Origin of the sequence: Paenibacillus sp. FSL K6-1217, from assembly GCF_045040735.1 — a bacterium.
Lineage (GTDB): Bacteria > Bacillota > Bacilli > Paenibacillales > Paenibacillaceae > Paenibacillus_AQ.
Genome location: NZ_CP150271.1, coordinates 5,549,758 through 5,573,682, shown reverse-complemented (window position 1 = coordinate 5,573,682; position 23,925 = coordinate 5,549,758). Strand labels below are relative to the sequence as shown.

Sequence of the window (23,925 nt, the reverse complement as noted above, 5' to 3'; positions counted from 1 at the left end):
GGATGCCTGTTTTTTGGGTTAGTAATAATGAAACTGCTGCACAAAAAACAACATTTCCCTCATTAAAACGACCAAAATGAATGATTGTTGCACGAAATGCAGGATTTCCTCCCATCAAAGTCGCTAAGCAAGATAATTCCTGCATTTCCTGCAACAATCTCGCCAAACAACCGGGGAAGTGTGAACAAAAGTTGTAATTACTGCAACTTTACTGAAACGGATTATCGGCACTTGGCACTCAAAACTAACACTTTGCACTTTCACTCGACACATTACACATCACACATCACACAGGCCAATCGATCCGCCCATTATAAGATGTGATGCTTATAGCATTCCGCGCGCCGCCATCCTTAAGTTGTATATAATAGAAAAAGTTATTAACTATGCTCCAATGGAGGTTCAAGTAATGATGCCGATTCTTAACGAATCCGATTTTCTCCGGCTGGTGAAGGAGGATGCCTGGATGATGGACATTTTAGAATCCGTCAGCACACTGCAATTGCCGGATTGGTGGGTCTGTGCCGGATTCGTCCGCTCCAAGATCTGGGATGTTCAGCATGGCTTCACCCATCGAACGCCGCTGGCAGATATTGATGTTATCTATTATGACCCCAGTGACCTGCGGGAGGAAGTGGAGAAGCACTGGGAGGCACGGCTGAAGGCGCATCATCCCGCCATCCCCTGGTCCGTCAAGAATCAGGCCAGAATGCACACGATCAATAACCTCCCACCCTATCACTCCTCCACCAACGGCATGTCCAAATTCCCGGAGACAGCCACAGCACTTGGTCTCTCCCTTAACAAGGACGGACAAGTGATCCTGGCCGCTCCGCATGGAATTGCCGATGTAATTGATCTGATCCTGCGACCCTCGCCATACTTCGCAGCACATCCGCATCTGCTGCCTGTGTATGAGAAGCGGATTGCCGGCAAGAACTGGCAGAGCATCTGGAACGGGCTGCGGGTACTCCCGGCGGATCATCTGTAGTGCTGGGCCAGAGCGGCTTCTACAGCCCGAACAGGGGCAGGCTGTCCCCTTAACGGGAGGACCGCCTGCCCCTCTTATGGGTTAATGCCAGCAAGCTTCGTTGTATGAACCAATAGTTCTGTATCTTCGTATTGCGCATTAATCACTATGTCTCTCGATGAAAAAAAGCTATTTAAGCTAACGGGCAGTTAAGACCTTTATGAAGAAAAGAGGTGTTTGTGGTATTATATGTAATTATGGGTTATGAAATAAATGGATTATTCGACAATGGGGGAATTAAAATATGGAACGTAAAATTCAACTAATGGAAACCTACGTAAATATCGACTTTGGAAACTCACCCTTTTTAAAATTAGATAAAGGGCTGCAAATCCCATACTCTTCAATCACAGGAATAACAACAGGCAGACCGATACCAAATGCTTTTAAACTATATGGTGCTTTATTAGGAGGAATGAGAAATGGGTTATTTAGATCAAACGGCGGTTATCAACTGCACTTTTTTGAAAATGAGCTTGAAACTCTTCATTTAGATTTGAATAGCGTTAAAGTTGGTAAGTTCAAAATATCAAAGTTGATCATTGGTGTTGAAAATCCTGAAGAAATAAGTAAAAATATTTCCGAACGAGTGAAGTGATAATTTTTGATGAACTGTTTATTGAGCTAACGAGAAACGTTTGTTCAACAACATAGCGGCAGTCTATGACTTTGTTTTTCGTTCAGAGCTGCCGCGATAGGTGCATTTTCTCACCGTACCATCTTCCCTTACTGCACCGTTTGCGCCCACTGTTCACTGCACTTAGACTGCCAGGTCAATCCCTACCACACCGACGATCTCCCCGCGTCCGTTCGTAATCGCTCTGGAGAGGGTAATGCAGGAACGCTTAGTAATGGCCGAGACATACGGCTGCGAGACGTACTGGCCTTCCGCCATCGCTCCGTTCCACCAGTCACGGCGCTTCGCATTCAGCAGCCCGGCCGCAGGCTCGGAGTAGATGAACGTGCCATCCGTCCGGTTGGACCAGATCGCCTGCACATCCGGCATCTTAAGCTTGCAGGCTGTAAGCACTCTGCCATGGATGTCCGCATCCGCAGCGTACATCTCCTGCTTGGCTGCTATCTCTTGAAGCAATGCCTGCATTTCCTGAAGCCGCGCCGTATATTGGCTCAGCTCAATGACCTCGCGTCCGGCAATTCCATTCACAGCCTGCTGCAGGGTCTGAGACTCCAGCAGCAGGCTTGCACTGATCTCATTAAGCTGTCCAATCTGTGTCCGCTGGCGGGTTACCTGTTCCAAGGTCAGGTCTACGCCCGCTATGGTCTCATTGACAATTCCCACCGCGCCGCTCAGCTCGCCGGTCACCTCTTCGATCAGCCTGCTCTGCCGCTCTGCAGCCGCCGCTGATTCCGTAACGATAACCCCTACCTCTTCCACGCGGGCCGAGATATCGCCCAGACGCCGCTTCACCTTCGCCACTTCATTCACCCCATGTGCAACCGCAGCCTGCTCCTTCGTGACCGACTCCAGCACCTCCCGCACTCCATGATTGAGATCCAGCAGCACCGCCGAGGAGCGCTCCACCGAATCCCGGCTCTGATCGGCAAGCTGTCTGATCCGCCCTGCAACCACAGCGAAGCCCCGGCCCGATTCCCCGGCACGTGCAGCTTCGATCGAAGCATTAAGGGCCAGCAGCGAAGTTTCGTTGCCGATGCGAACGATCAGGGAGTTCATCTCCTCCACCAGCGCAATATGCCCGCTTAAGACCGTGAATTTGCCCAGCATATCTCCACTCTGCACCTGCAATTCGTCCATGACCTCATCTGTATTCTTGAGGGAATCCACCATTCCCGCCATCCCTGTACGCGCCGCCTGCATCGCCGCACCCAGCCGTCCGGTCAGCTCTCCAATCTGTCCGGTCACCGCCGCGACTCCTCCCATCGTGGCAAAAGCCCCCTCAATGTTGGCCTTCGCCTCATTACTGCGGGTCTGCAGTTCAACCTCATAAGCGTGCGAATAGTCCGCTGTCTGCTGAAGCCCTTCGGTATGGCGGGTAATCTCCTCCAGGGCACCATGCAGCCGGTCCGAGGTAACGACAATCTCATTGCCAAGCAGCTCGACCTGGCTCCGGGATTCCGCCAATTGCCCGGCTCCGAGCACTCCGCTCCGGCGGATATCCAGCGCAAGCCCGGCAAGCGCCGCCATCAGCAGCAGATAGACAACCTTATGAATCCAGTGCATCTCCATCCCTAGCCCATACAACCCCACACACAGCAGTAAAATAATAACGATAGCAGCCTTGCCCCGGTGAATTCCCATTCTGCGCGTTCACTCCACTCTATCATGTTATGTATTCTAACATTATATCAGCAGAGTTAAATTAAGGAAACTATTTCTTCGCCATCATGCCGCGGGCGATCCAGACACCGGCTGCTCCGGCCTGCGCCAGCCCGCGGGTAATGCCCGCCCCGTCCCCGCCGCAGTAGAGGCCGGAGATTTCGGTCTCGAACTCATCCGTCAGCTTCGGACGGGCGGAGTAGAATTTCGCTTCTACGCCATAGAACAGCGTATGCTCGGAGGCGATGCCGGGGGTTACCTTTTCCAGCGCCTCCACCATTTCAATCAGGCTCTTCATCGTGATGTACGGCAGCACCAGACCCAGGTCACCGGGTACCGCTTCCTTCAGCGTAGGCTCCAGGAATCCTTCCTTGATCCGGGTCTCCGTAGAACGGCGCCCCCGCAGGATATCTCCGTACTTCTGCACAATGACCCCGCCGCCGGACAGATCATTCGCCCGCTTGCAGATCTCCCGTGCATATTCATTCGGCTTGTCGAACGGCTCGGTGAAGGTGTGGGAGACCAGCAGCGCAAAATTGGTATTCTTCGAGCCCAGCGCAGGGTCCTTGTAGGAGTGCCCGTTCGCGGCCATGGCCCCGCTGTGATTCTCCACGACCACATGCCCGGATGGATTGCTGCAGAAGGTACGGACGCGTGTACCCACAGAGGTATTGAAGATGAATTTGCCCTCGTACAGATGCTCATTGATCTCCCGCATCACCACATCCGAGGTTTCGACACGCACCCCGACATCAACCTGATTATTGTACATTTTGAGCCGGCGCTTCTTCAGCACCTCCGTCAGCCAGGCCGAGCCGTCCCTTCCCGGAGCAATCATCACAAGACCCGCCCCATGACTCTCACCATTCTTCAGCGTAATGCCTGTAATGCGGTGTGTCCCGTTCTCTTTGACAGTAACAATGTCGTCTACCTCTGTCTTGTATAACATATCAACGCGTGTCCGCAGATATTCATAGATCGATTTCAGAATCTCCAGGTTCTGTTCGGTTCCCAGATGGCGGACCTGCGCCCGCAGCAGCTTCAGCCCGGCGGCATATCCCCGCTGCTCAATGCCGCGGATGCTCTCCGTGGTCGGATCGGTAATAACCGGAGTCGCCCCATGCGCAAGGTTGATTCCGTCCACATATTCAATCAGCTCCATCACCTGGGAGGGAGGCAGATAATCCGTCATCCAGCCGCCGAATTCGGTTGTAATGTTAAATTTGCCGTCACTGTACGCGCCTGCGCCGCCGAAGCCTGCAGTAATGGAACAGGCCGGCAGACATCCGGCGAATTCCTTCCGGCCGGAGGCTGGCGGACAGAGCTTGATTTTCTCCTCCAGAATCGGGCAGTTGCGGCGGTAGATATCATGTCCCTTGTCCACCAGCAGCACCTTCAGCTCAGGAGCCTTAAGCGTTAATTCATAACAGGCGAATATTCCAGCCGGACCGGCACCAACCACAATAACATCATATTTACTCATATCTCCTCTGTTCCTCCCAGGGTGAAACGGCTTCGGCCTGCGGTTGACAGGGGCCGCGAAGCGTCTCTGCGGTATGTTAGTCTATTTCAGCAAGCAGCACAAAAAATCCCGGCCTCTTCATAGGTATGCAAAATGCACCCTATTCGTAGCCAGGAATTTACGGTCCCCTGTAGAAACCCCCAAACCTTATCATTGAGGATATACGAACAGCTTCACCCGTTATGACGGGCCAATTGGAATTTTACCGAATAAATCCGAATGTGTCAATGATGAATAGCATTAATAGTTCGTGTTTACGACATTACACAGAATATCACACTTTGACTATCTAATAAACGCCCCATAAACACGAACGTTATTCCAGACCTATTGCCGGACATAAGTCCTAGAAGGAAAAACAAGAACATTGTCGAATATATAAGTACATTGACACTGGAAAAGAGGAACATCTTATGAAAATTCCACCGCCCACTCCTCGCCAAATGTACTGGAACCGCGTCCTCCTCAATACCTTTTGGATGGCGCTTTTTGTTTATATGGCAAGCCAGCTATATGTATGCTTATCCATGTGGGGCCACCGGCCCGAGTTGTCCGGCAAGCCATATCTCCTTAGACATATCTGGATTCCAGATGCTATTCTGTTCGCCCTGCTGCTGATTCTGGAGGCTGTCCATAAATACAAGCCGCTGTTATCCGAATTCTCAATCATTCTTGGAAGCCACCTGTGCGGCATCGTGTTTATCCTGAATCTTAGTTCCGAATATCATGTAAAGCCGCTGATTATGCTGCTTCCCCTGCTGGTATCCATGATCTATCTGAGGGAGAATTATCTGAAGGCTTCCTCTGTGATCTGCCTGATCTACATCATCATACTATTTCTGAACACCTCTATTACCGATTACACGCTCCGCATCCAGAACATCATTATCACTCTGATCTTAGCCGGAACCTCCCTGGCCGGCTTCGGTGTTATAGCCCGGGGCAAGGATCTTATGCGCTCGCTGGAGATTTCGTTGAAGTCAGAGCAAGAGCTGCGTATCCAGAACATCATTATGGACCGGCTGTCCAAGATCGACCCGCTGACTGACCTGTACAACCATAAGACCTTTCATGAATATCTGGGCTGGCTGATTGACCACCAGCAGAGCAATCCTTTTCCTATGCAGCTGGCCGTTGTGGATATCGATAATTTCAAAAAGGTCAACGACCAGTACGGGCACTGGGTCGGAGACATTGTTCTCCGGCAGGTCGCCGCTGTCATGCTTCAGCATATCGACTCGGATGATTTCGCTGCCCGGTACGGCGGTGAGGAATTCGTAATTATTCTGACCGCCAAACCGCTGGAGGATTCGAGACGGATTATGGACAAGATTCTTACGGGGATTGCGGGCCTTCCGGTCAGCGAAATGGACAATAAGCCAGTTACCGTAAGCATCGGAATGCACGAATATAACGGCGGCGATTCCAAGAGCTCTATCTTTCAGCAGGCGGACGACGCTCTATACGAGGCCAAGAAAACCGGCAAGAACAAAATCGTCATCTTCTAAGTCCATCCATCCCTCTGTACGCTAAATAACCCCACAAAGTGTGGCCTTAGCTTCGTTGATGATTCAGGTACTTTGCGGGGGCCCCCAAAACATATGAATTCTATATTTCAAACAAGCGGGTCCACCATGCATAGCAACCTATGCCGGGGACCCGCTTGTGTTTTGAACCTGTGCTGCACTCTATTCCGGTTCCCCGGGTCCATACCTTCTCTGCGGAACGAGCAGATCCATGACCTTGCGCTGCGGCACCGGACGGCTGATCAGATACCCCTGCACCTTATCGCAGTGCGCTTCCCGGAGGAAGTCCCACTGGCTGGCGTCCTCCACGCCCTCGGCTATTACCACCAAGCCCATCTTATGGCCTAGAATAATAATGGTCTGGACAAAAGATTCGCTAAAGGCCTTATCCGCCAGGGAATCGATGAAGATTTTATCCATCTTGAGCGTAGAGATCGGCAACTGCTGCAGATAACTGAGGGAGGAATACCCCGTCCCGAAATCATCCAGGGCAATCCGTATTCCCCGGGACTTCAGGAACTCCAGCTTGCTGACCGTACTTTCGAACGACTCCATGAAGATGGACTCTGTGATTTCCAGCTCCAGGCTGGATGCCGCAAGGCCGCTCTCCTCCAGACTGTCCAGCACAATCTCAACGAAATCATCCTGCAGGAGCTGAATAATGGAGATATTCACCGATATTTTGTAAGGAATTCCTGTGCACTGATGGATGCTGTTCATGAACTTGCAGGCTTCCCGCAGCACCCATTCACCGATAAAGATAATCAGCCTGGAATCCTCGGCGATCTTAATGAAGGAGAGCGGGGAGACGAACCCGAGGACCGGACTGTTCCAGCGGATCAGAGCCTCGAAGCCCGAGATCTGCCCGCTCTCCATCTGAACCTGTGGCTGATAATGCAGCTCGAATTCGTTATTGTTCATCGCACTGCGCAGATGCTTCTCAATATTCATCCGGTCATTGAAGGGAGTGTGCATCGATTTATCATATACGACATAGGTGCTCTTTCCCTCTTCCTTGGCCCGGTACATTGCCACATCGGCGTTCTTCAGAATCTCTTCTGTTGTCTCGCCGTCCTCCGGGTAAAAGGAGATCCCGATGCTGGAGGAGACATACAGATTGCTCTCACCGATCAGAAAAGACTTGCGGAATGCACGCATAATATCCTCGGCCAGATTCAGTACATCCACACGGCTCTCGATATCCTTGAGGAAAATCACAAATTCATCTCCGCCCAGCCGCGACAGCATATCCTCCTCGCCCACTACGGACTGGAGGCGCTCGCTGGCCTTGCGGATCAGAATATCGCCGGACTTATGTCCAAGCGTATCATTGATGTACTTGAAGTTATCCATGTCAACAAAAAGCAGCGCCGCTCTGCCATCCGTCCGGCGGAAATACCCTTCCATCGTCTCAAGCAGACAGAGCCGGTTCGGCAGATTGCTGAGTGAATCCACATAAGCCAGACGGTGTATATTCTTCTGATTCTCCAGCAGCATATCGTACTGCCCTACAATCTCCTGCTGGGTCGCTGTCAGCTGCTCATAGGTCGCCTCCAGCTCCTGGTAGCTGTTATTCAGTTTGAATTCGGCCTGCTTGCGCTTGCTGATGTCGATCAGGGAGCCCAGGAACAGGACAATCTGATCCTTGGGGTCCACGATCGCCTTCCCCCGCACCTCGAACCAGATGTACTCCCCCTGTGCGGTCCTCATCCGGTATTCAGTCTCATAGATCGGGGTGAGTCCGGTGAGATGCTCCTGTCTGGCCTTGCGCGCAGATTCCTGGTCATCCGGGTGAATGATACTGAGAACGCCTCCTTCGAAGGAGTTAATCTCAGCCTCGGTATAGCCCATCACCTCGTACCAACGGTCCGAGAGCTTGTAGAAGCCGCTGTCCCAGTCCAGCTCCCACATGTAAGCACCCGAGCCTTCCGAGGCCAGGCGGAACCGCCGTTCACTGACCCCCAGCTTATTGAACTGATCCTGCAGCTCCACCTCTGTCGCCGCCAGCTCCTCATAGGTGGACTCCAGCTCCTCGTAGCTAAGCTGCAGCTTAAGCTCATTCTGCTTGCGCTCATCAATATCGATGCCGACCAGAACGAAGATATCCTCCGCCTGCTCGTCCATCCCCTTAATTAGGGCCGTGCGGATGGAGAAATAATGGGCATCCGGAGCATGGCCTTGAAGCCTCAGCTCCACATTGGTCACATATTCCTTAGCTGCCGCTTTGGCAAGGAGCTCCCTAAGCACTGCTGCTCCGTCTTCCAGACCGGCCAGCTCATCGATGCTTACGCCCAGCACATCCTTTTCCTTCAGTCCGGTCATGATCTCGGCATATTTATTGAAGCGCACGCTCCGCTTGTCCCCGTGAACGGCCCACACAATCACCCCGGTATTCTCAATCACATCCTTGAAGAATTCCTGCTCGGAGTGAATCGTACGGCGCAGCCGCCGGATATACATCCGCAGCAGAACGGCGCCGACTACCAGCAGAATGGTCCCGATAGAGAAAACGGTAAAAATCCGGTTACGCATCATTTCATTATACTGGTCGGAATGGACGAAGAAATACTGCTGATACAGCTCTTCGAAGGCACCGGAGCTTACCAGCCGCTCTAACCTCTCATTGACATAAGACAACAGCTCCGGCTTGGACGCACTGATGCCGTAGGCCACATCCTGCGGATATAAATCGCTTATTTTGCGGATAATATTACCGGTTAAGCCCTGTTCCACAATCAGATAATCGACAACTCCCTGATTCTCGAAGAGCAGGTCGATCTCACCCCGCCTGAGGGCGTCCAACGCCTCCGGTACGGTTGCATATTCTATGTATTGCGATGGGGAGATACCCGCCTTAGTCTGCAGGACTGTCTCTGAGTACTGACCTTTACCGACACCGATTTTGTACTTACTGAGTGTGTCCAGCTTCACTTCACCCTGGAGCCCTTGACGCGCATAGACAGAAATGTAGCTTTTTAACACGGGTCTGGAGAACAGAATGCTCTGCTTCCGCTCCTCGCTGACAGCCATCAGCCCGGTTGTATCGATCCCGCCTTCGGTCAGCTGCCGGTACGTCTGCTCCCAGTCTCCGGTGCTGTAGTGGACAAGATACTCATGCTTCTCGAAGATCATACTGGTCAGATCAATATCGAAGCCCGTCAGATAACCATTCTGTATGTACTTATAAGGTGGATACTCCAGTTCTGCCTGGTATTTAATTTCCTGTCTTTCGGCATAAGCGGCAGCGGGGTGTGCAAGCATGAGCACAATGCTAATTAGAAGCAACAATTTACACCGCTTCATCGCAATTCTCCTTTATCCCAGTAAGATCGGCTTAACATATGTATACAAGCTTATTCGACAAAATATGGTAGGGTTCCTGCTCCTTTCCCTGCAATTCTGATAAATTGTGCACATTCTGCGGCATCGTCTTCTTAACCCCTGAGCAAACAATTTTATATTTAATCAAAAACTTTAGATTTATATTGCTTTTTATGCTTAATATGTGGATAATAGCAGTAACGGTTGATAATGATTATCATTATTGGATGTATATCATTCATTAATTTCTATATTTGAGCTAAAAGGAGACTGAACACCCATGAACGCAGCCACTACCCGGACCGCCCTGCAGGTTGACGATTACCTGGACCTGCTCAATCTTGCTGTAAAAGTCGGAGATATGAAATGGCAGAAAGAGATCAAGTCCAGACTGCAATATATCCTGTGCCTGCAAACCAGATAGTCTGTTCTATACGGAAATAGATGAATACAGCTTACTTCGTACAGCGCCGCATCCCTTAAGGGGGTGCGGTTTTCTTGCGGTTATCCCGTCGATTCCGGGGTGCCTGCATCTGCGGGGCTCAGAATGTTTAATGATATAGTATAATGATCAGCATACTATAATGAACAATAGCCTATAGATCGGAGTGTGTCCCATTGAGAAAAAACCTCACCCTCGCCTTGGTCTTGATATTATCTCTGCTGTGGATTCCGGGGGTCTATGCTGCGAATATTCCTGCACAGCAAGGAGTAATTACGGATGAAGCCCGGCTATTGTCTGCCCAAGAAGCAGAGAACCTAACCCGAATAGCCACTACAGACCGCTATACCTTCCATGTCTTAACCGTGGATTCGCCGGATGGGAGCGATATGTCCAGTTATGCTGCGGATGTATATGATACCTGGGGTCTGAAGACCCGGGATATCCTGCTCCTGATCGCTTACGAGGATCAGCTGACAGAGATCAGCTTCATTAATCCTGCGCTGCAAACTGCGCTCGATGCCTGGTCCAGACAACAGGGCGGAGCTGCGGGCAGTGCAGCAATAAACAAGGTACTGGAGACATATTTCAATCCTTATGCCCGGGAGGGAGATATTGCTGAAGGCATACGTTCTGTGGTCCAGGAGCTGCAAGCCATTGGCAGCCGCTCACAGAGCGGCAATACCGGCAGCGGTGCGGCAGGCGGTGCCGCCGCTGGGACCGCAGGAGCTGCCTCAGGCGCTAACGGCAACGGCAGCGGATTCCCTCTCCTGCCGGTCGCAGGGGGCCTGGTCTTGGCTGCACTGCTGATATTGCTGCTGTATGTACTAATTACCGGAATGCGGCGCCGCAAGGGGCTGTCTGAGCAGCGGGACCAGCTCGCCGACCTCTTGGTACGGGCCAACCATGCCCTGGAGTCCCTACAGCCGTTCAAGGGAATCGTGCAGGGCAAGACCGGTGAGAGGGTCGAGGGCATCTCGAAGCGGCTGACCTCCCGGCTGGTCGAAATTTCGGCACTCCAGACAGCCGGGCAAGGCCCCTTGCCGCCGTTCTACCGCTTGTCAGCGCTTAAGACGGCGGCAGAGCAGCTTCAGCAGACAGAGGCTGAGTTCCGCGCCGCCCTGGAGGAAGAGGAGCAGAATATTGCGGTCATCAGCGATGCCGACCGGAACGTCAAGCAGCAGATCACCGAGCTGAAGCAGGATGCCCCGGAGCTTGAGGAAAAGCGGCAGGAAGAAGCCCGGGAGACGGGCTATGCGCTGCAGATGATTACCCAAGATCTTCAGGAGCTGGCCGAAGAGACTGCTAAGGCAGATCAGCTGGAGCTGTTCGACCCGATTGCCGCCCAGGAGATTACTGTACAAGCGAAGAAACGGCAACAGCAGATTGAGCAGGATGTGCAGGATGTGGGGACTTTTGACGATAAGCTGAAGGCCTTTCCCGGCGTCCTGGCCGCTGCCCGCAGCCGCATTGCCGGGCTGATCGACCAGAACAACCTGCACAATATGAAGGTTAAGCCTTACGATAGCCTGGAGCAGGCTGATGCTGCTTCAAGTTCCATGGAAGGGCCGCTGCACAGCGGCGATATGGATGAGGTGCGCCGGATTGGCGCTGACATGGATGCACTGCTGACTGAGGCCGTTGCAATGACGGAACGCCAGGCTATGATCCGGCAGAATAACCTCAAGGATCTGGAGACTGTACGCAGCACATGGGCAACCCTAACCCAGCGGCGCAATGAATTGCAGAGCCGGCTTGCCGGGGCTAAGAACCGGTTCGCCCGGCAGCATCTGGACGCTCTGGAGAAGCTGCTGGAGGAGACCGGCGGTGCGCTGCGGCAAGGTGCGGCGGAAGTGCCGCAGCTTGAGACCTGGACCAGCGATGCACGCGGAGAGTATGACAATGCACGCAGCGGGCTGGACCGGCTGCTTGCCTTGCAGGATGAGACGGCAGGCAGCTTCAGTAGCATCAGCAGCAGTCTGGATTCTCTGGAGGAGCGCCTGGACAGTGTGAGCAGGCTGTTCACGGAGGGGCAGAGCCAGGTGGATGCCGCCTACAATCTGCTGCACAGCAGAGGGATTGCCTCGCAGAACCGCTTCCAGCTATCCCTGCTGCCGGAGTATGCCGAGCTGGAGCAGCGTCTGGCCTCAGGTCCCTACGATCTGGATGAACTGGAGGAAACAGGACGCTCCTATGCTGCGCAGATCGCGTCCTTCGTAGAAGAAGCGAACCGGCTGGTCCGCCAGAAGGAAGAGGCCGAACGCGCAGCCAGAATGGCCATGCTGCGGGAGCAGCAGCGCCGGGAGCAAGCCCGCAGACGCAATTCCGGCCCGCCTTCGGGCGGCGGGTTTGGCGGCGGCGGGCGCTCCTCCGGCGGCTCATCCTGGGGCGGCGGAGGCGGTGGACGTTCCTCCGGCGGTTCTTCATTTGGCGGCGGCAAATCGGGGCGAAGCTCCGGTGGCTCCAAGTGGTAAGCCACAGATTGCCGCTACAACTAATACTCATCCTAACAGGTGGATGATATAACAACTTATTCTGTGGCATCAAGCGTAATCAGGGGCAGTAGTGTCCCTGATTTTGCTTTCTTTGGACTTTATCCGTTCCGCGCATCCTTGCGTCGGCACAATGTTCGGTTTAATCGCATATATTGGCCACGCACCACACGCCAGCACAATGTACTGCAAACGCACAGCAGCGATTCCCCATTCACCGGAGAATCGCTGCTGTGCTGATTATATTGCCGTTCAGTGAGAATCATCCTCCAGAAACGGCTTGTTCACATAGTAATACATCACGCCCATTAGCACGCCCCCGCCGATGAGATTGCCTAATGTGACCGGGACGAGATTATGCACCACGCCTCCCCAGGAGATCGTGCCGGGGTGGTCCAGAACGAGGGCAATAGCGAAGGTACACATGTTGGCAATACTATGCTCATACCCGGAGATGAAGAAGCAGAACACGAACAGCACCATGGCGAACATTTTGGCACCGTCGTTCTTCATCGACATCGGCACGAAGAAGGCCAGACAGACGAGCCAGTTACAGAGAATCGCCCGGAAGAACAGCTGCATCGCCGGGGCTTCCATCTTATGGGCCACCACATTCAGCAGGAACCCGTTCACGGAGGAATCATAGAACAATCCGGTCAGAAAAATAAGCAGTGCAAATGCCGTAGCCCCAAGAATGTTGCCGAGGTAGCTGACGACCCACATCCGCACCACTTCGGTCCATGCCAGCTTGCGCCTCAGTGCCGCATAGGTGTAATAGAAAGTATCCCCGGTGAACAAATCTCCCCCGCCGTAGGAAATCAGGATGATGGCTGCGCCGAAGGTGATCGCAGCCATCGGATAGGTCATCGGCGATTGTTCCATATAGAAGAAGTTGCCGGTCTTAAAGGCTACGATAACGCCGAATCCGATAAACATGCTGGCGAGCATAGCCCTGGCAATATACCGGAATACGCTTTGCCGGAAAATCTTCTGTTTCTTAAGTGCCAGCTTCTCAACCTGCAGCAGTGCCTCGTTCTCCATTTGACCTCCGTATTCGCTTTATATTTTCAGTGGCGCCGGAAGACTGATGTACAGCCTCCAGGCTATTATACCCAATAAACCACTGGAAATTGCTTGAATCACAGAGCATCAATTATTTATGAAATCCGCCCACTGCCCGCACCCTCTTCACAGGCCGTTATCCTCCCGATCATTCAGGCTGGCAATCGCCTCGGCCTTCTCACTGCTGGCTACGACGATAAGCACCACGATCAAGCATCCCAGAATCATCCCGCTTATCCCCTCTTTCTCCACAGGTCGCCTTAGTGACAACGTATGTGGGGGAGCGGGATAATATGAATGGATATTCTACCGGCAACGAATCAGACCCTTAATTCAAAAAGCTGCTCAGCCCGTTCTCCGCCTGCTTCAACGCCTGCGGCTGCGAACCCTCATTCAGCCCGAGCCGGTTGTTCAGCTGGGTGTTGATGGTCGTCATTTTGGACGTATAATCCTGACAGCTCTCGATGATCCGCCGGTTGGACTGCTCCGAGGTATCCAGGGCGCTGAGCAGGTCGCCGATGGCCTGATTCACGGCTTCCAGCGACATGGACGGCTTGGAGAGCAGCTCCGTGGTCTTCTCGGTCGTCGTGCGCAGCAGCCGCGCATTCTCCTTGAACTGATCCTCGATGGTCTTGTTGGTGGCCTCCACCGCATTGATGACATTCTCCTGATCGGCCAGGGACATGGCAATCATCGCCGAGACGGTGATCAGGTTAGAGGTCTTGTCAATCGCGTTGTTTACGGAATCAATCAGCTTGTCATTATTGTCATTGATGATGTCTGTTGCCGCAATCGCCTGATTGTAGAGCAGAATCATCTCGGTCATGGATTGAATCCGCACCATGACCTTGCGCAGCCCCCGCTCCAGGTACGCTTTGCGGAATTCATTCTCGGGCTTTGCAATCTCGACCTCGAACAGCTCCTTCAGCTTATTGCCGAAGGCGATCTTGGTCTGGAGGTTGTAAATCTCCTCCATCGAGGTGCGCTTCAGCTGGCGCATGTTGACGATGCTCTCCTCCAGCGTATCCCGGCCGTCACGCAGGCCGGTGATGATGGCATCGATATTGGTGCGGACCGACTGATATTTGTAGACATAGTTCTTAAGCGGGCTTTTGCGCAGCATTTTGCCGAAGAAGCTGACATTCTTGCTCTGCTGCAGCGTCTCGCACTCATTGCGCAGCTTCATAATCATATTCGGCACTTCCACCCGCTTGCCGCTCATCAGGTCATTGACCGGACGGTCCAGCAGCTTCAGGGTCTGCCCCGCCTTCTCCTGCGTCTTCACCCCTAGCTTCCCGATATCATCCATCAGGGAATCCAGCGCCACCGTGTCTGTCTTGGCTACCTGCTCAATTAACTGGGAAGCCTCCTGGACGACCTTCTGCTCATCTTCTTTTCTAAGCTCAATCAACTGCGTGGACATGGTTCTCCTCCTCCTATAATTCGGAACTGCTGTAGCGCTGATGAATCAGTTCCGCCTTGGTCTGAAGTTCCATCAGGTCTTTGTGTTCAATTGTAGACGCAATATCGGAAATCTTGGCATCGACATCACGCAGACCATTCAGCAGCATTCTCCGGTTTCTTGTCTTGGCTTCGCCGCCCAGGCGCAGGAACGGGTTGATGACTCCATTAAGGTCCTTCAGCACCAGTCTGCGGACGGTATGGTTGATCTCGCCGTTGCCCAGCTCCTGCAGCAGCGGAATCACACGCTGCAGCCTGGCGAACAGCGCCAGCGACTTCTCGACAATCTCGTTGTCCAGCGTATCCTTCTGCCCTTCGGAGATAATCATATCCTCCAGGATGCCCAGATACTCCACCACCGGAGCGAACTCTGCCCCGATCTGTATTTCCTCCCTGTGTCCGGCTCCCGGATGGGCCGGGGAGGCGTGTCCCGCAGCAGCAGGAGAGGCAGTAGCAGCGGTGCCAGACGGAGCCTGAGGACCGCCGGAGGATGCCGCCGGAATGGCCTTCGGCTCCTGTCCGGCAGGAATCACCTCCACCGGGAGATTCACTCTTGTGCGCCTGAGCTCCGGCACCGCAAGTGCGGCCCCGATCACCGGAAGCAGCAGTGAGACCAGCTCAGGCAGGAAGCCGCTGGTCAGGACAGCTACGACATAACCGGCACCGGCATAGGCCAGTACTTTGAATTTAGCTTGCATTCCTTCTCACCTCTTATGAGCGTGAATGCTACACGCTCAATTCACGGAATCCGTGATGACGGATTCTCCGTTTATTCTCATGATCAGCGGCTGCTCGACATGGCTGGCCAGGACGTTATGCTCGAACTCCGCAGGCAGAACCTCGCCGCCGAGCGCGCTTTTGACAGCCAGATAGGGGAAGTTGATGCCGGACAGACAGGAGATATGCAGACCGCCGGACATCCGCGGGTTAATCTCCAGCAGCTTGGGGACATCGCCGCTGTATTTCATCTGAATATTGAAATTGAACGGAATCCGGTACGTCTCAGCCACCCTGCGGGCCACCTCCGCAAGCTCCGGAATATACTCCATCAGCCGCAGACGGCCACCCGCCTTCCGGCGCGGAACGGCGGCCAGCAGTCTGCCCTGCTCATCCGACAGGCAATCAATACTGTATTCATATCCCTCCAGCAGCTCCATCACCATCAGGTTAGGGAAGCTCCCGGCTTCAGCAAGGATGCGGTGTGCCTCCCCGAAGGAGATCAGCGGGGTCACATGGCCGAACAGCTCTTCCACGGGACTGCGGTCATTATCTATGATCCGGAATCCAAGTCCGCCTTCCGTCTCGGTAGGCTTGAAGCAGACCTTATGCCCTTTGGCTGCGAGGTCTTCATAAGCTTCCCTGAACTGCTCCGCATTACTAACTACATGATAATCGGGAATCGTCATAATTCCGTTGGACTTCACGCTCTCATAGAACTTGCCCTTATCCATGATCATCTCCAGCAGATCAAGATCACGGCAGACCAGTACCTTCGTCCCGATGTCATCGAACAGCGAAGCATGCAGCGCGATATCGAGCATATGCAGCCGGGGGATGAAGATATCAATCTCATTGCGCCGGCAGAAATCAACGCAGAACTGTACGTATTCAATGCCTTCAAGCGCCGGCTCGGTTCCGGCCACATCGGCGCCTTGCAGCGACATATGGTGGATATCCGGGTGGGTGGCGAAGATCTGTACCGGAATTCCGTCCTCATTGGCCCGGATGAGATTCATGTAATGATAGGCAACGGAGAACCAGCGGTTGAAATATATGTTTACCTTTTTCATGGTGGCGGCCCAACTCCCAATGCTGTCAAATTATTATATATCTGCTGAACATACTGCATAATCTCATCCGCGGCAAACACCCCCGGCCGCTCTGTAAATGGATACTCTAAGTGTACTAAACCCGCCTGCTGCTCGGCAAATATTTCTCCGTGGCAGGGGGCTATGGCATAGTCTGCGGCAGCAAGCAGGCTCTTGTCCAGCAGCGAATCGCCCGAGGCGACCATCGGCTCCGAATGTACGGTGCGCCGGACATGGAGAATGGCATCGCTTTTGTTCACAGCTTCCGGCACGATGTAGAGCTTGCGCCCTTGCAGGGATACCCTCCAGCCAAGCTCATCCAGCCGCTGCGCCATTCGGGCAATCTCCTCCAGCGGCAACGAATCCCGGTGAACCACAAAGGTATAGAACAGCTCGTCGCAATAACGGCGGCTTATGATCCATTCTTCCCGCACAACAGAGCGCACGATGCTCTCAGCCTCTCCGGCCGCAGCGGAGCCGCGTTCTACTGCTCTGCCGACAGCACCCCGCCAATCCTGATCCACTACACCGCCTACAAGAATATTGCCTCCATTGCTGGTGATGGCATAATCCGGAATGACCGTCTCCTGGAACAGGTTAATCCGCCGGTACTGGGCAATCGTACGTGTAGTCACCGGCATGAAGACAATCTTCGCCGCCAGCTCTTTCAGTGTAGCCAGAGCCTGCTGTGATATATACGATACCGTCCTTCCGTCAACAATCTCTGCCGGAACCAGGCCGGGAGCATCCTCTGGAACGCCTATCGCGCTAAGAGAGTAGATCAGCGTACGGTCCAGATCGCTGGCGTAGATCATTCACTCTCTCCTTTCAGCGGCTTGATGATTCCGCAGCAGGAGTAGGTCAGCCCCGGATAGACCTCTACCGGCACTCCCCGGTCTTCGGCCAGGAGCAGAATATGCCGCAGATTGGGGTTATCGATTCTGTCCACAAGGATTCTCCAGGGCACTCTGCGCAGCAGCACACGCGTCGTCTCGCCAACCCCCGGCTTCACCAGATTGATGTTATCGATGCCGAAGGTATCCTGGATACTGCGGATATCGGCCAGCCCCTGCCAGGTAATCTCCGGTGGATGCTCCTGCATCTCTCCGGCCTGTGCAAGCGCCTCTGCCGCTACTTCAGAGAAATACGGGGTAATCGCTGCAACGAATACATTGGACAGATCACTGTCCAGCCATTCCTTGTAGAATTTGGCCCCATGGAACTCCTCAGGCCCGATCAGATCGTCGCGGAGCACGGTACGGCTCATCAGGCCGGATACCGTGGAGTTCAGGCAAGCGCTTGGAATCAGATAATCCTCCCGGGTGCCGAAGGTTCCCGAGCAGTGCCCGGGATCAGCGAGTACCGCCAGATCATCATTCAGCGTGATGCCGTATTTCCTGTTCATGCTCTCGCAGGCCTCAATCAGCACCTGCCGGATGGCCCCCTTGCCGGTCCAGCCATCGATGAATTGCAGCTCGGCATCCCTTCCGTGCTGCTGGAGCATATACAGTACCGCATTCTCATCAATCCCTTTGCCGCGGATAATGGAGATGCTGTAGTGTGGAAGATCCGCTCCGTACTTCTCAAGAATGTAACGTTTGATCAGCACCCCGATGGGCGTGCCCGCTCTCGCCAGAGAGACCAGCACGGTATTCGCAGTTCCCCGCCGGGCTACAATCATCTCGGATACCACAGCTACAGCCAGTGCCACCTTCCTGGCGGTCTGCTGCAGCGTCTCATGAAACAACTCTATATATTGCTCCGTCGGCTGGTATTCCACAGGAAGCATCTCTGAATAATGGACGCCGGACTGGATCGCTTCCTCCCGCTCGGCCGTTCCCCGCTCCAGGGATACATTGCTGAGATCCTTGAGCAGAAAAGTAACGTCCGAAGCAGGATAGCTGCCCAGCGCAACCGGAGGGGATATTCTTCTATTGTGAATGGCTTCGATATCTATTCCTTTCATAGCCCCGGGCCTCCTCTGTCTGGTTCTGAGGTGAGCACAACAAGATGGACCTTATTGCCCGCCAGCCTCTGTAAAATATCCGTCATCGGTGCAATCCGCTGCCGGGGCACCTCACGCTCCAGCAGGACGAAGATATCGTCATACTGGCCGGGGTCCACATTATAGATGAAATTCATAATCTCCGTGTCCCCGGCAGACGGATAGGCAGCGGCGCTGTGCACGCCGTAATCGGCACGCCGCTCCGGATGGATCGGGCTGCGCGTGGAGGACTGGTAGAATACGCCCTCCCCCATCTCTGCGGCAATCCGCATCGGCAAATACATGAATTCGCCTACGCCCATCACCAGGGTACGTCTGCCTTCCCGCAGCTCGCGGAGCTGCCCGGCTACGCGGCTTACACCTGCATCTATCTGCGCATTATCCGCTGATTCCAGGCCGAAGCGGCCGCTGTGCTTCAGATAAGGCGATGGGTTGACTATGCCTTGCCCGTCCGCCGAGGTTACCGGAAGCCGCTCTAAGCCGTCGAACACATAAGTGGTTACAAGCTCCGCGCCTGCGGAATCAGCGGCTCCGCTATCGGCTGCAGCCTGCAGCAGCGGGATTCCCTCCACCTTAATGCTTCCCTGCAGCAGGGACAAAGCGGTAATCCGGATGCCCAGCTCCTGCTCCAGATCACGGTAAGCCTGAATATTGCCGGCGCTCCGCCAATCGAGCAGCGAGGCCACGACATATTCCCGGCGCGGGAACTTCGACTGGATATCCCGGATGGTATTAATCGCTGTATTGCCGGTCGTGATCTCATCATCCACCAGCACAATCGGCTCCGTTCCTGATAACAGTCCGGCATCCAGGGCGTAGCAGAGATGATCTACGGCGTGGGAATGCTCTTCTTCAAAGGTGACTACCGATTCCAGCTCAGGAATCAATTCACGCGTGGTATGAATATATGACGCTCCGCCGGCGAACGCATTGTACATGCTGTGGCCCAAGGCGGTAGCGGTTTCGGCGAACCCGATGAACAAGACGGGCTGCGGCAGAACCAGGCGTGCAGCCAGCAGCGCATGATAAGCTTCTTCCGCACTTTCAGGATGGATCAGGCCATGAACGGCCTGGTTCATCAGCGGGCCCATAACCTCGCGGCCTTCGGTATCTCCGCTCATCTCCCGATACAGGAGTAGGGCGAGCGCCGCGCCGCTGAGCAGCGGGGTATACGGCCCTACCGGAATATGCTTGCCCAGTACTTTGCTGACGAACAGGAATGAGCGCTTCTTATTGATCCGTGCCGCCATGGAGAATAAGGAATCCACGGGCATGTGGAAGGGGTTGGAGGTTTCCGTTACCGTAACCTGCAGATTCTCGACGATATTAAACGTGTGTATATTCGTTCTCGGGTAGTAATCCGACAAAATGCTGTTGTTCATGTAACACCCCGTATATTTGAGATCGTAATAAAATTCGTCTGGCCCAGTTCAAATGAGGCTTGATCTCATTCATTTTGTTATAGTATTCACTCTTGAACACGCCGCGGCTGCCATCGTTACTGTCCACGATACTTAAGGCGTCCACATATTCTTCATGCATTACGGTATACATCGCCTGCACAGGTCTGAGGTGGGAGGGGTGGATAATGGTTTTGCCTACAATACCGTTCTCCTTGTCCAGAATCACTTCCCTGAACAGCCCGTCCATGGAGCTGGAAATGAAGCTGTTGCGCATCTCGCGGCCATGCTTGCCGTAGGTATCCTCGAAGGGCGTCTCCCGCAGCTGCGGACGGAGTACCCGGTGCCCTTTGTTGGCAAAATACTCCCACACCGGTCCCGAGATCACGTAGCCTTCCTCCACCCGGCCAAATACATTGATAATATCCGATATGCAGTCACGGATCGGCGTCAGGTCATAGATGCTGATATCCGGGCTGCGCCGAAGTCCGAACAGGCTGGAGAAGTCCGTCGCTCCAATCCGGACGTTAAGCACATACTCGCGGTATTGCCCGAGCAGATCCCGGACCCCCAGCAGGGTGTCCATCCGGCTCTCCCGGTAGATGATCGGCGCATTCTCCAGAATCGGCATTCCGTAGAGCACCGGGGCTGCATAGCTCCGCGTGTCATTGTAATCGGCAATGGCTTCGAAATAATCCGTACCGTTCTCTACGGAGAATTTGGGGAAGACGAAGCCGGTCAGCATGGTGATCAATGACCCCAGCCGAAAAATCAGATCCCGCAGCTGTGCCGGGTTACGAACGCGGATGAACAGCAGCGGAAGACTGCCGCGCAGTTCCGGCTCATTCTCCGCATAAGCGGACAGGAACGCCAGATGCCTGACGATGGACTCTTCGGCATAATCCACTTCACCGTCCCCGATGGCATCCTCCAAATCTATAATTACCGTGATAAGCCCCGAGGCTCTCAGCTTAATAATATCTTCGGCAACACTGGCACGGGTGGCCGGCATATAAAGGGCTGCTCCGACGGCATAAGCCAGTAAATCCTTGCGGGTAGTATGATCAAATGAAACCGGCGGAACATGGAATAATGAGGCTTCCTGTTCTTGCGTGAGGTAATCGAAATATCTCAAGGCCCTTCCCCCTTAATGTTGTGCCAGCACCATACAAATGGCCTTTGGCTGCGAGCAGAACCGGCTATGCCGTCCTCTCGGGGACGGTATCCGGCTTAATTAGAACCCAAGCAAAGGCCATGCTATAAACCTGTTACGATTACCCGAAAGGCGTGCCGGAGTCCACCCTTCCCGTGAACTCCGCGCCTTCCTGAACAGCTATGAAGGATAAAGATATGAAAAAAATGAAGCACGCAGATCAATCAGGCTTTGTGGTTCTCAGCCTTCTTGCGTTTGCTTGCGCTGTATACGATAGTACCTGCAAACACCGCAATCAGAATCCCGAAGAAAATTACATGCGGCAATTCATAACCGAAGGCTCCGGCAAGCATTTTACCGGCAATCAGTGCAATGAGCAGGAATGCTGTCTGTTCCAATTCAGGATATCTGGCAATCAGCTTGAGGAACACCTGTGCCACTCCGCGCATCATCAGTACGCCGAGGATACCGCCCAGGAAGAGTACCCATACTTCACTGCTAAGACCAAATGCGGCTACCACGCTGTCAATACTGAAGGCAATATCCATTAATTCAACGAGGAGTACCGTCTTCCAGAAGGAGGCGCCTTTATTCTTAATCTCTCCCTCTTCTCCGCTGCCCTTGAACAACCCTTTGTAGGCAATGTAGAAGAGATACAAGGCTCCAAGCACCTTAACCAGTGTGAATTTGACGAGATAGGTCCCCAGACCAATCGCCAGGAATCTGAATACATAAGCACCGATAATCCCGTAGAACAACGCCTTACGCTGCTGCTCCTTCGGCAGATGCTTAACCATGACCGCCAGTACAAGCGCGTTATCAGCGGACAACAGACCCTCCAGCAGAATCAGACTTCCGATAATTCCCCAGCTGACAGGGTCGGATAGCGTCCCTGCAATATCACTCCATGAGAAGAAATGCCCGTAATTCTCACCGATACTCCTAAAAAAATCACTGAACCAGTCCATTCCACTTGCGCCTCCGGTAATATCAAATTATTTGCTGCCCGCTACCCAGCGAAGCCCCCAGCCATAAGCCTCATCCATCTCCTTGTGACCGCTGAAATATTGCACGAGCCGTTCAATACTGAAGGTCTCATTGTCCACATTCCGGATCAGCGCGATGGCGCACATGCCTTTACGGTTGTTATGCTCGTCCAGATTCACGATAATATCCGGTCCTCCATCCTGCTTCAGGGTAACCACTCCATCCGCTTCAGACCAGTTGGTAACTCCTTTGTAAATAAAGGCAAACACCAGAATCCGTTCGATCTGTGCAACCTTACTTCCGTTTATACGCAGATTCTCGCCGGATGTTACGGAGCCGGTCCGGTCATCTCCATCAAGCATGATGTAGGGCGGCTGTTGCAGGTTGCCGAATGCATTGCCCAGTGCCTGCACCACGCCTTTGCTGCCGTTCTTCAGCTCATACAGACAGGCCAGATCGAGATCCACCCCGCCCTTGTTACGGCTGAACAGCCCCCCGCCCTGCTTCTGGTTCCAGTTCAGGTTAATGAGCAGCTCACCCAGACCGGAGGCCGATTTCTTCAGGTTGATGGAATCGCCCTTCTTCTTCAGCTCAATCTTCTTCAGATTGAGATTCAACGCCGGTGCGGGGGCAGCCTCCTGCTTGGGCGGCGCCGGTGCAGGGGGCGGCGGTATTACAATATTCGGCCTGGACGGCTCCGTGCGGGGCGGCGGCACTTGAAGCGGCGGACGTTCCGGCGGCGGAGTTGCCTTCCCGGGCTGCTTCGCTGCGGAAGAGGGGGCAGGCTCGTCCTCCACTTCTATGCCATAGTTGCCGCACAGCGCCTTAAGCCCGCCTGAGAAGCCTGCAACAATTGCGCTGAATTTCCATTCTTCACCGTATCTATATAATTCTCCAACCACAACAGCCGTTTCCACAGAGAACTGATTTCCGAGGTTACACCGCAGAATTTGCGACCCTGTCGCCTGATCCAGGACCCGGCATTCCGCCTCGCTCATTTGTCCGAACATTTGCTTGCGGTTCTCGCCATCATACAGGGTAAGCGTGAAGGCAATCTTCATGATATTTGCAGGAATCTTATCCAGCGAGACTTCAAACTGCTTAAGTCCTCCAGAAGCCGTACCCGGCACATCCTTATACTTTATATAAGGGGTAGACGGGTTATTATAGAAAATCAGATCATCGTCACTATTTACTTTGCCTTGCGCTCCAAGCAGGAATGCAGAGGCATCAATATCCATGGAAGACGGGGCCTTCCACCCGATCTCAACAGTCACACTGCGGATTCCAGGGTTTCCTTTGGTCAGGTCGGCTTTCTGCCCTTTGACTACTTCTGTATTCATTCTTACGCCACCTTTATTCATGGATAAGAGCGCAAATTACTAGATTTTGTGTATAAAAAGGGCAGGATCATGAAGAT

At 53.6% G+C, this 23,925-nt stretch carries 18 protein-coding genes and 1 riboswitch; of the genes, 5 read left to right on the top strand and 13 right to left on the bottom strand.

The features are described 5' to 3' along the window. Window positions 1–412 precede the first annotated feature (412 nt). The gene (locus MHH28_RS24640) at window positions 413–991 is read left to right on the top strand and encodes a nucleotidyltransferase family protein (RefSeq protein WP_405117235.1); all 579 of its coding nucleotides are present in this window, start codon (window positions 413–415) and stop codon (window positions 989–991) included. Between the two features lie 283 nt (window positions 992–1,274). Then, window positions 1,275–1,628: a hypothetical protein gene (locus MHH28_RS24635; RefSeq protein WP_405106402.1), complete on the top strand. Its 354-nt coding sequence runs from the start codon at window positions 1,275–1,277 to the stop codon at window positions 1,626–1,628. Window positions 1,629–1,790: 162 nt separating this feature from the next. Here MHH28_RS24635 and MHH28_RS24630 read toward each other — a convergent pair whose 3' ends face one another. Further along, complete coding sequence (locus MHH28_RS24630; RefSeq protein ID WP_405106400.1) at window positions 1,791–3,308, bottom strand: methyl-accepting chemotaxis protein; 1,518 nt, start codon at window positions 3,306–3,308, stop codon at window positions 1,791–1,793. Window positions 3,309–3,378: 70 nt separating this feature from the next. Continuing rightward, window positions 3,379–4,809, bottom strand: coding sequence for an NAD(P)/FAD-dependent oxidoreductase (locus MHH28_RS24625; protein ID WP_405106398.1), 1,431 nt, complete (start codon window positions 4,807–4,809; stop codon window positions 3,379–3,381). A gap of 126 nt (window positions 4,810–4,935) precedes the next feature. Further along, window positions 4,936–5,035: riboswitch (purine riboswitch) on the bottom strand. A 226-nt stretch (window positions 5,036–5,261) separates the two neighbouring features. Here MHH28_RS24625 and MHH28_RS24620 point away from each other — a divergent pair. After that, window positions 5,262–6,356, top strand: a complete 1,095-nt coding sequence (locus tag MHH28_RS24620) for a GGDEF domain-containing protein (RefSeq protein ID WP_405106396.1) — start codon at window positions 5,262–5,264, stop codon at window positions 6,354–6,356. 180 nt (window positions 6,357–6,536) lie between these two features. Here the strand turns inward: MHH28_RS24620 and MHH28_RS24615 are convergent, their stop codons facing one another. After that, complete coding sequence (locus tag MHH28_RS24615) at window positions 6,537–9,677, bottom strand: EAL domain-containing protein (protein ID WP_405106394.1); 3,141 nt, start codon at window positions 9,675–9,677, stop codon at window positions 6,537–6,539. Window positions 9,678–9,975: 298 nt separating this feature from the next. On the opposite strand from MHH28_RS24615, the gene MHH28_RS24610 reads away from it, so the two are divergent. Together MHH28_RS24610 and MHH28_RS24605 are read left to right on the top strand one after the other, a co-directional pair. After that, window positions 9,976–10,119 (top strand): hypothetical protein, encoded by a 144-nt coding sequence (locus tag MHH28_RS24610; protein WP_171720322.1) that lies wholly within the window; start codon window positions 9,976–9,978, stop codon window positions 10,117–10,119. A 194-nt stretch (window positions 10,120–10,313) separates the two neighbouring features. Next, a complete protein-coding gene (locus MHH28_RS24605; RefSeq protein WP_405106392.1) occupies window positions 10,314–12,611 on the top strand; it encodes a TPM domain-containing protein in 2,298 nt (765 codons plus the stop codon). Between the two features lie 270 nt (window positions 12,612–12,881). On the opposite strand, the gene MHH28_RS24600 is transcribed toward MHH28_RS24605, so the two are convergent. The 10 genes from MHH28_RS24600 to MHH28_RS24555 all read right to left on the bottom strand — a co-directional run bounded on the left by MHH28_RS24600 (window position 12,882) and on the right by MHH28_RS24555 (window position 23,848). Then, entirely contained in the window at window positions 12,882–13,670 is a 789-nt protein-coding gene (locus MHH28_RS24600; RefSeq protein WP_405106390.1) for a formate/nitrite transporter family protein, read from the bottom strand. A 349-nt stretch (window positions 13,671–14,019) separates the two neighbouring features. Further along, a complete protein-coding gene (locus MHH28_RS24595; protein ID WP_405106388.1) occupies window positions 14,020–15,114 on the bottom strand; it encodes a toxic anion resistance protein in 1,095 nt (364 codons plus the stop codon). Window positions 15,115–15,127: 13 nt separating this feature from the next. After that, window positions 15,128–15,850 carry a hypothetical protein gene (locus tag MHH28_RS24590; RefSeq protein WP_405106386.1) on the bottom strand — a complete coding sequence of 241 codons (723 nt, stop codon included), beginning with the start codon at window positions 15,848–15,850 and terminating at the stop codon, window positions 15,128–15,130. 36 nt (window positions 15,851–15,886) lie between these two features. Then, window positions 15,887–16,942 carry an ATP-grasp domain-containing protein gene (locus tag MHH28_RS24585; RefSeq protein ID WP_405106384.1) on the bottom strand — a complete coding sequence of 352 codons (1,056 nt, stop codon included), beginning with the start codon at window positions 16,940–16,942 and terminating at the stop codon, window positions 15,887–15,889. Further along, a complete protein-coding gene (locus MHH28_RS24580) occupies window positions 16,939–17,775 on the bottom strand; it encodes an HAD family hydrolase (RefSeq protein WP_405106382.1) in 837 nt (278 codons plus the stop codon). Before MHH28_RS24580 ends, MHH28_RS24585 begins: the two co-directional genes overlap by 4 nt. After that, entirely contained in the window at window positions 17,772–18,926 is a 1,155-nt protein-coding gene (locus MHH28_RS24575) for a cysteine protease StiP family protein (protein WP_405106380.1), read from the bottom strand. The genes MHH28_RS24580 and MHH28_RS24575 overlap by 4 nt, the downstream gene beginning before the upstream one ends. Then, window positions 18,923–20,215, bottom strand: coding sequence for a phosphoribosyltransferase family protein (locus tag MHH28_RS24570; protein ID WP_405117234.1), 1,293 nt, complete (start codon window positions 20,213–20,215; stop codon window positions 18,923–18,925). The genes MHH28_RS24575 and MHH28_RS24570 overlap by 4 nt, the downstream gene beginning before the upstream one ends. A 76-nt stretch (window positions 20,216–20,291) precedes the next feature. Then, window positions 20,292–21,500 carry an HpcH/HpaI aldolase/citrate lyase family protein gene (locus MHH28_RS24565; RefSeq protein WP_405106378.1) on the bottom strand — a complete coding sequence of 403 codons (1,209 nt, stop codon included), beginning with the start codon at window positions 21,498–21,500 and terminating at the stop codon, window positions 20,292–20,294. 242 nt (window positions 21,501–21,742) lie between these two features. Beyond that, window positions 21,743–22,486, bottom strand: coding sequence for a TerC family protein (locus MHH28_RS24560; RefSeq protein ID WP_036723548.1), 744 nt, complete (start codon window positions 22,484–22,486; stop codon window positions 21,743–21,745). 27 nt (window positions 22,487–22,513) lie between these two features. Further along, the gene (locus tag MHH28_RS24555) at window positions 22,514–23,848 is read right to left on the bottom strand and encodes a TerD family protein (RefSeq protein WP_405106376.1); all 1,335 of its coding nucleotides are present in this window, start codon (window positions 23,846–23,848) and stop codon (window positions 22,514–22,516) included. Window positions 23,849–23,925 lie beyond the last annotated feature (77 nt).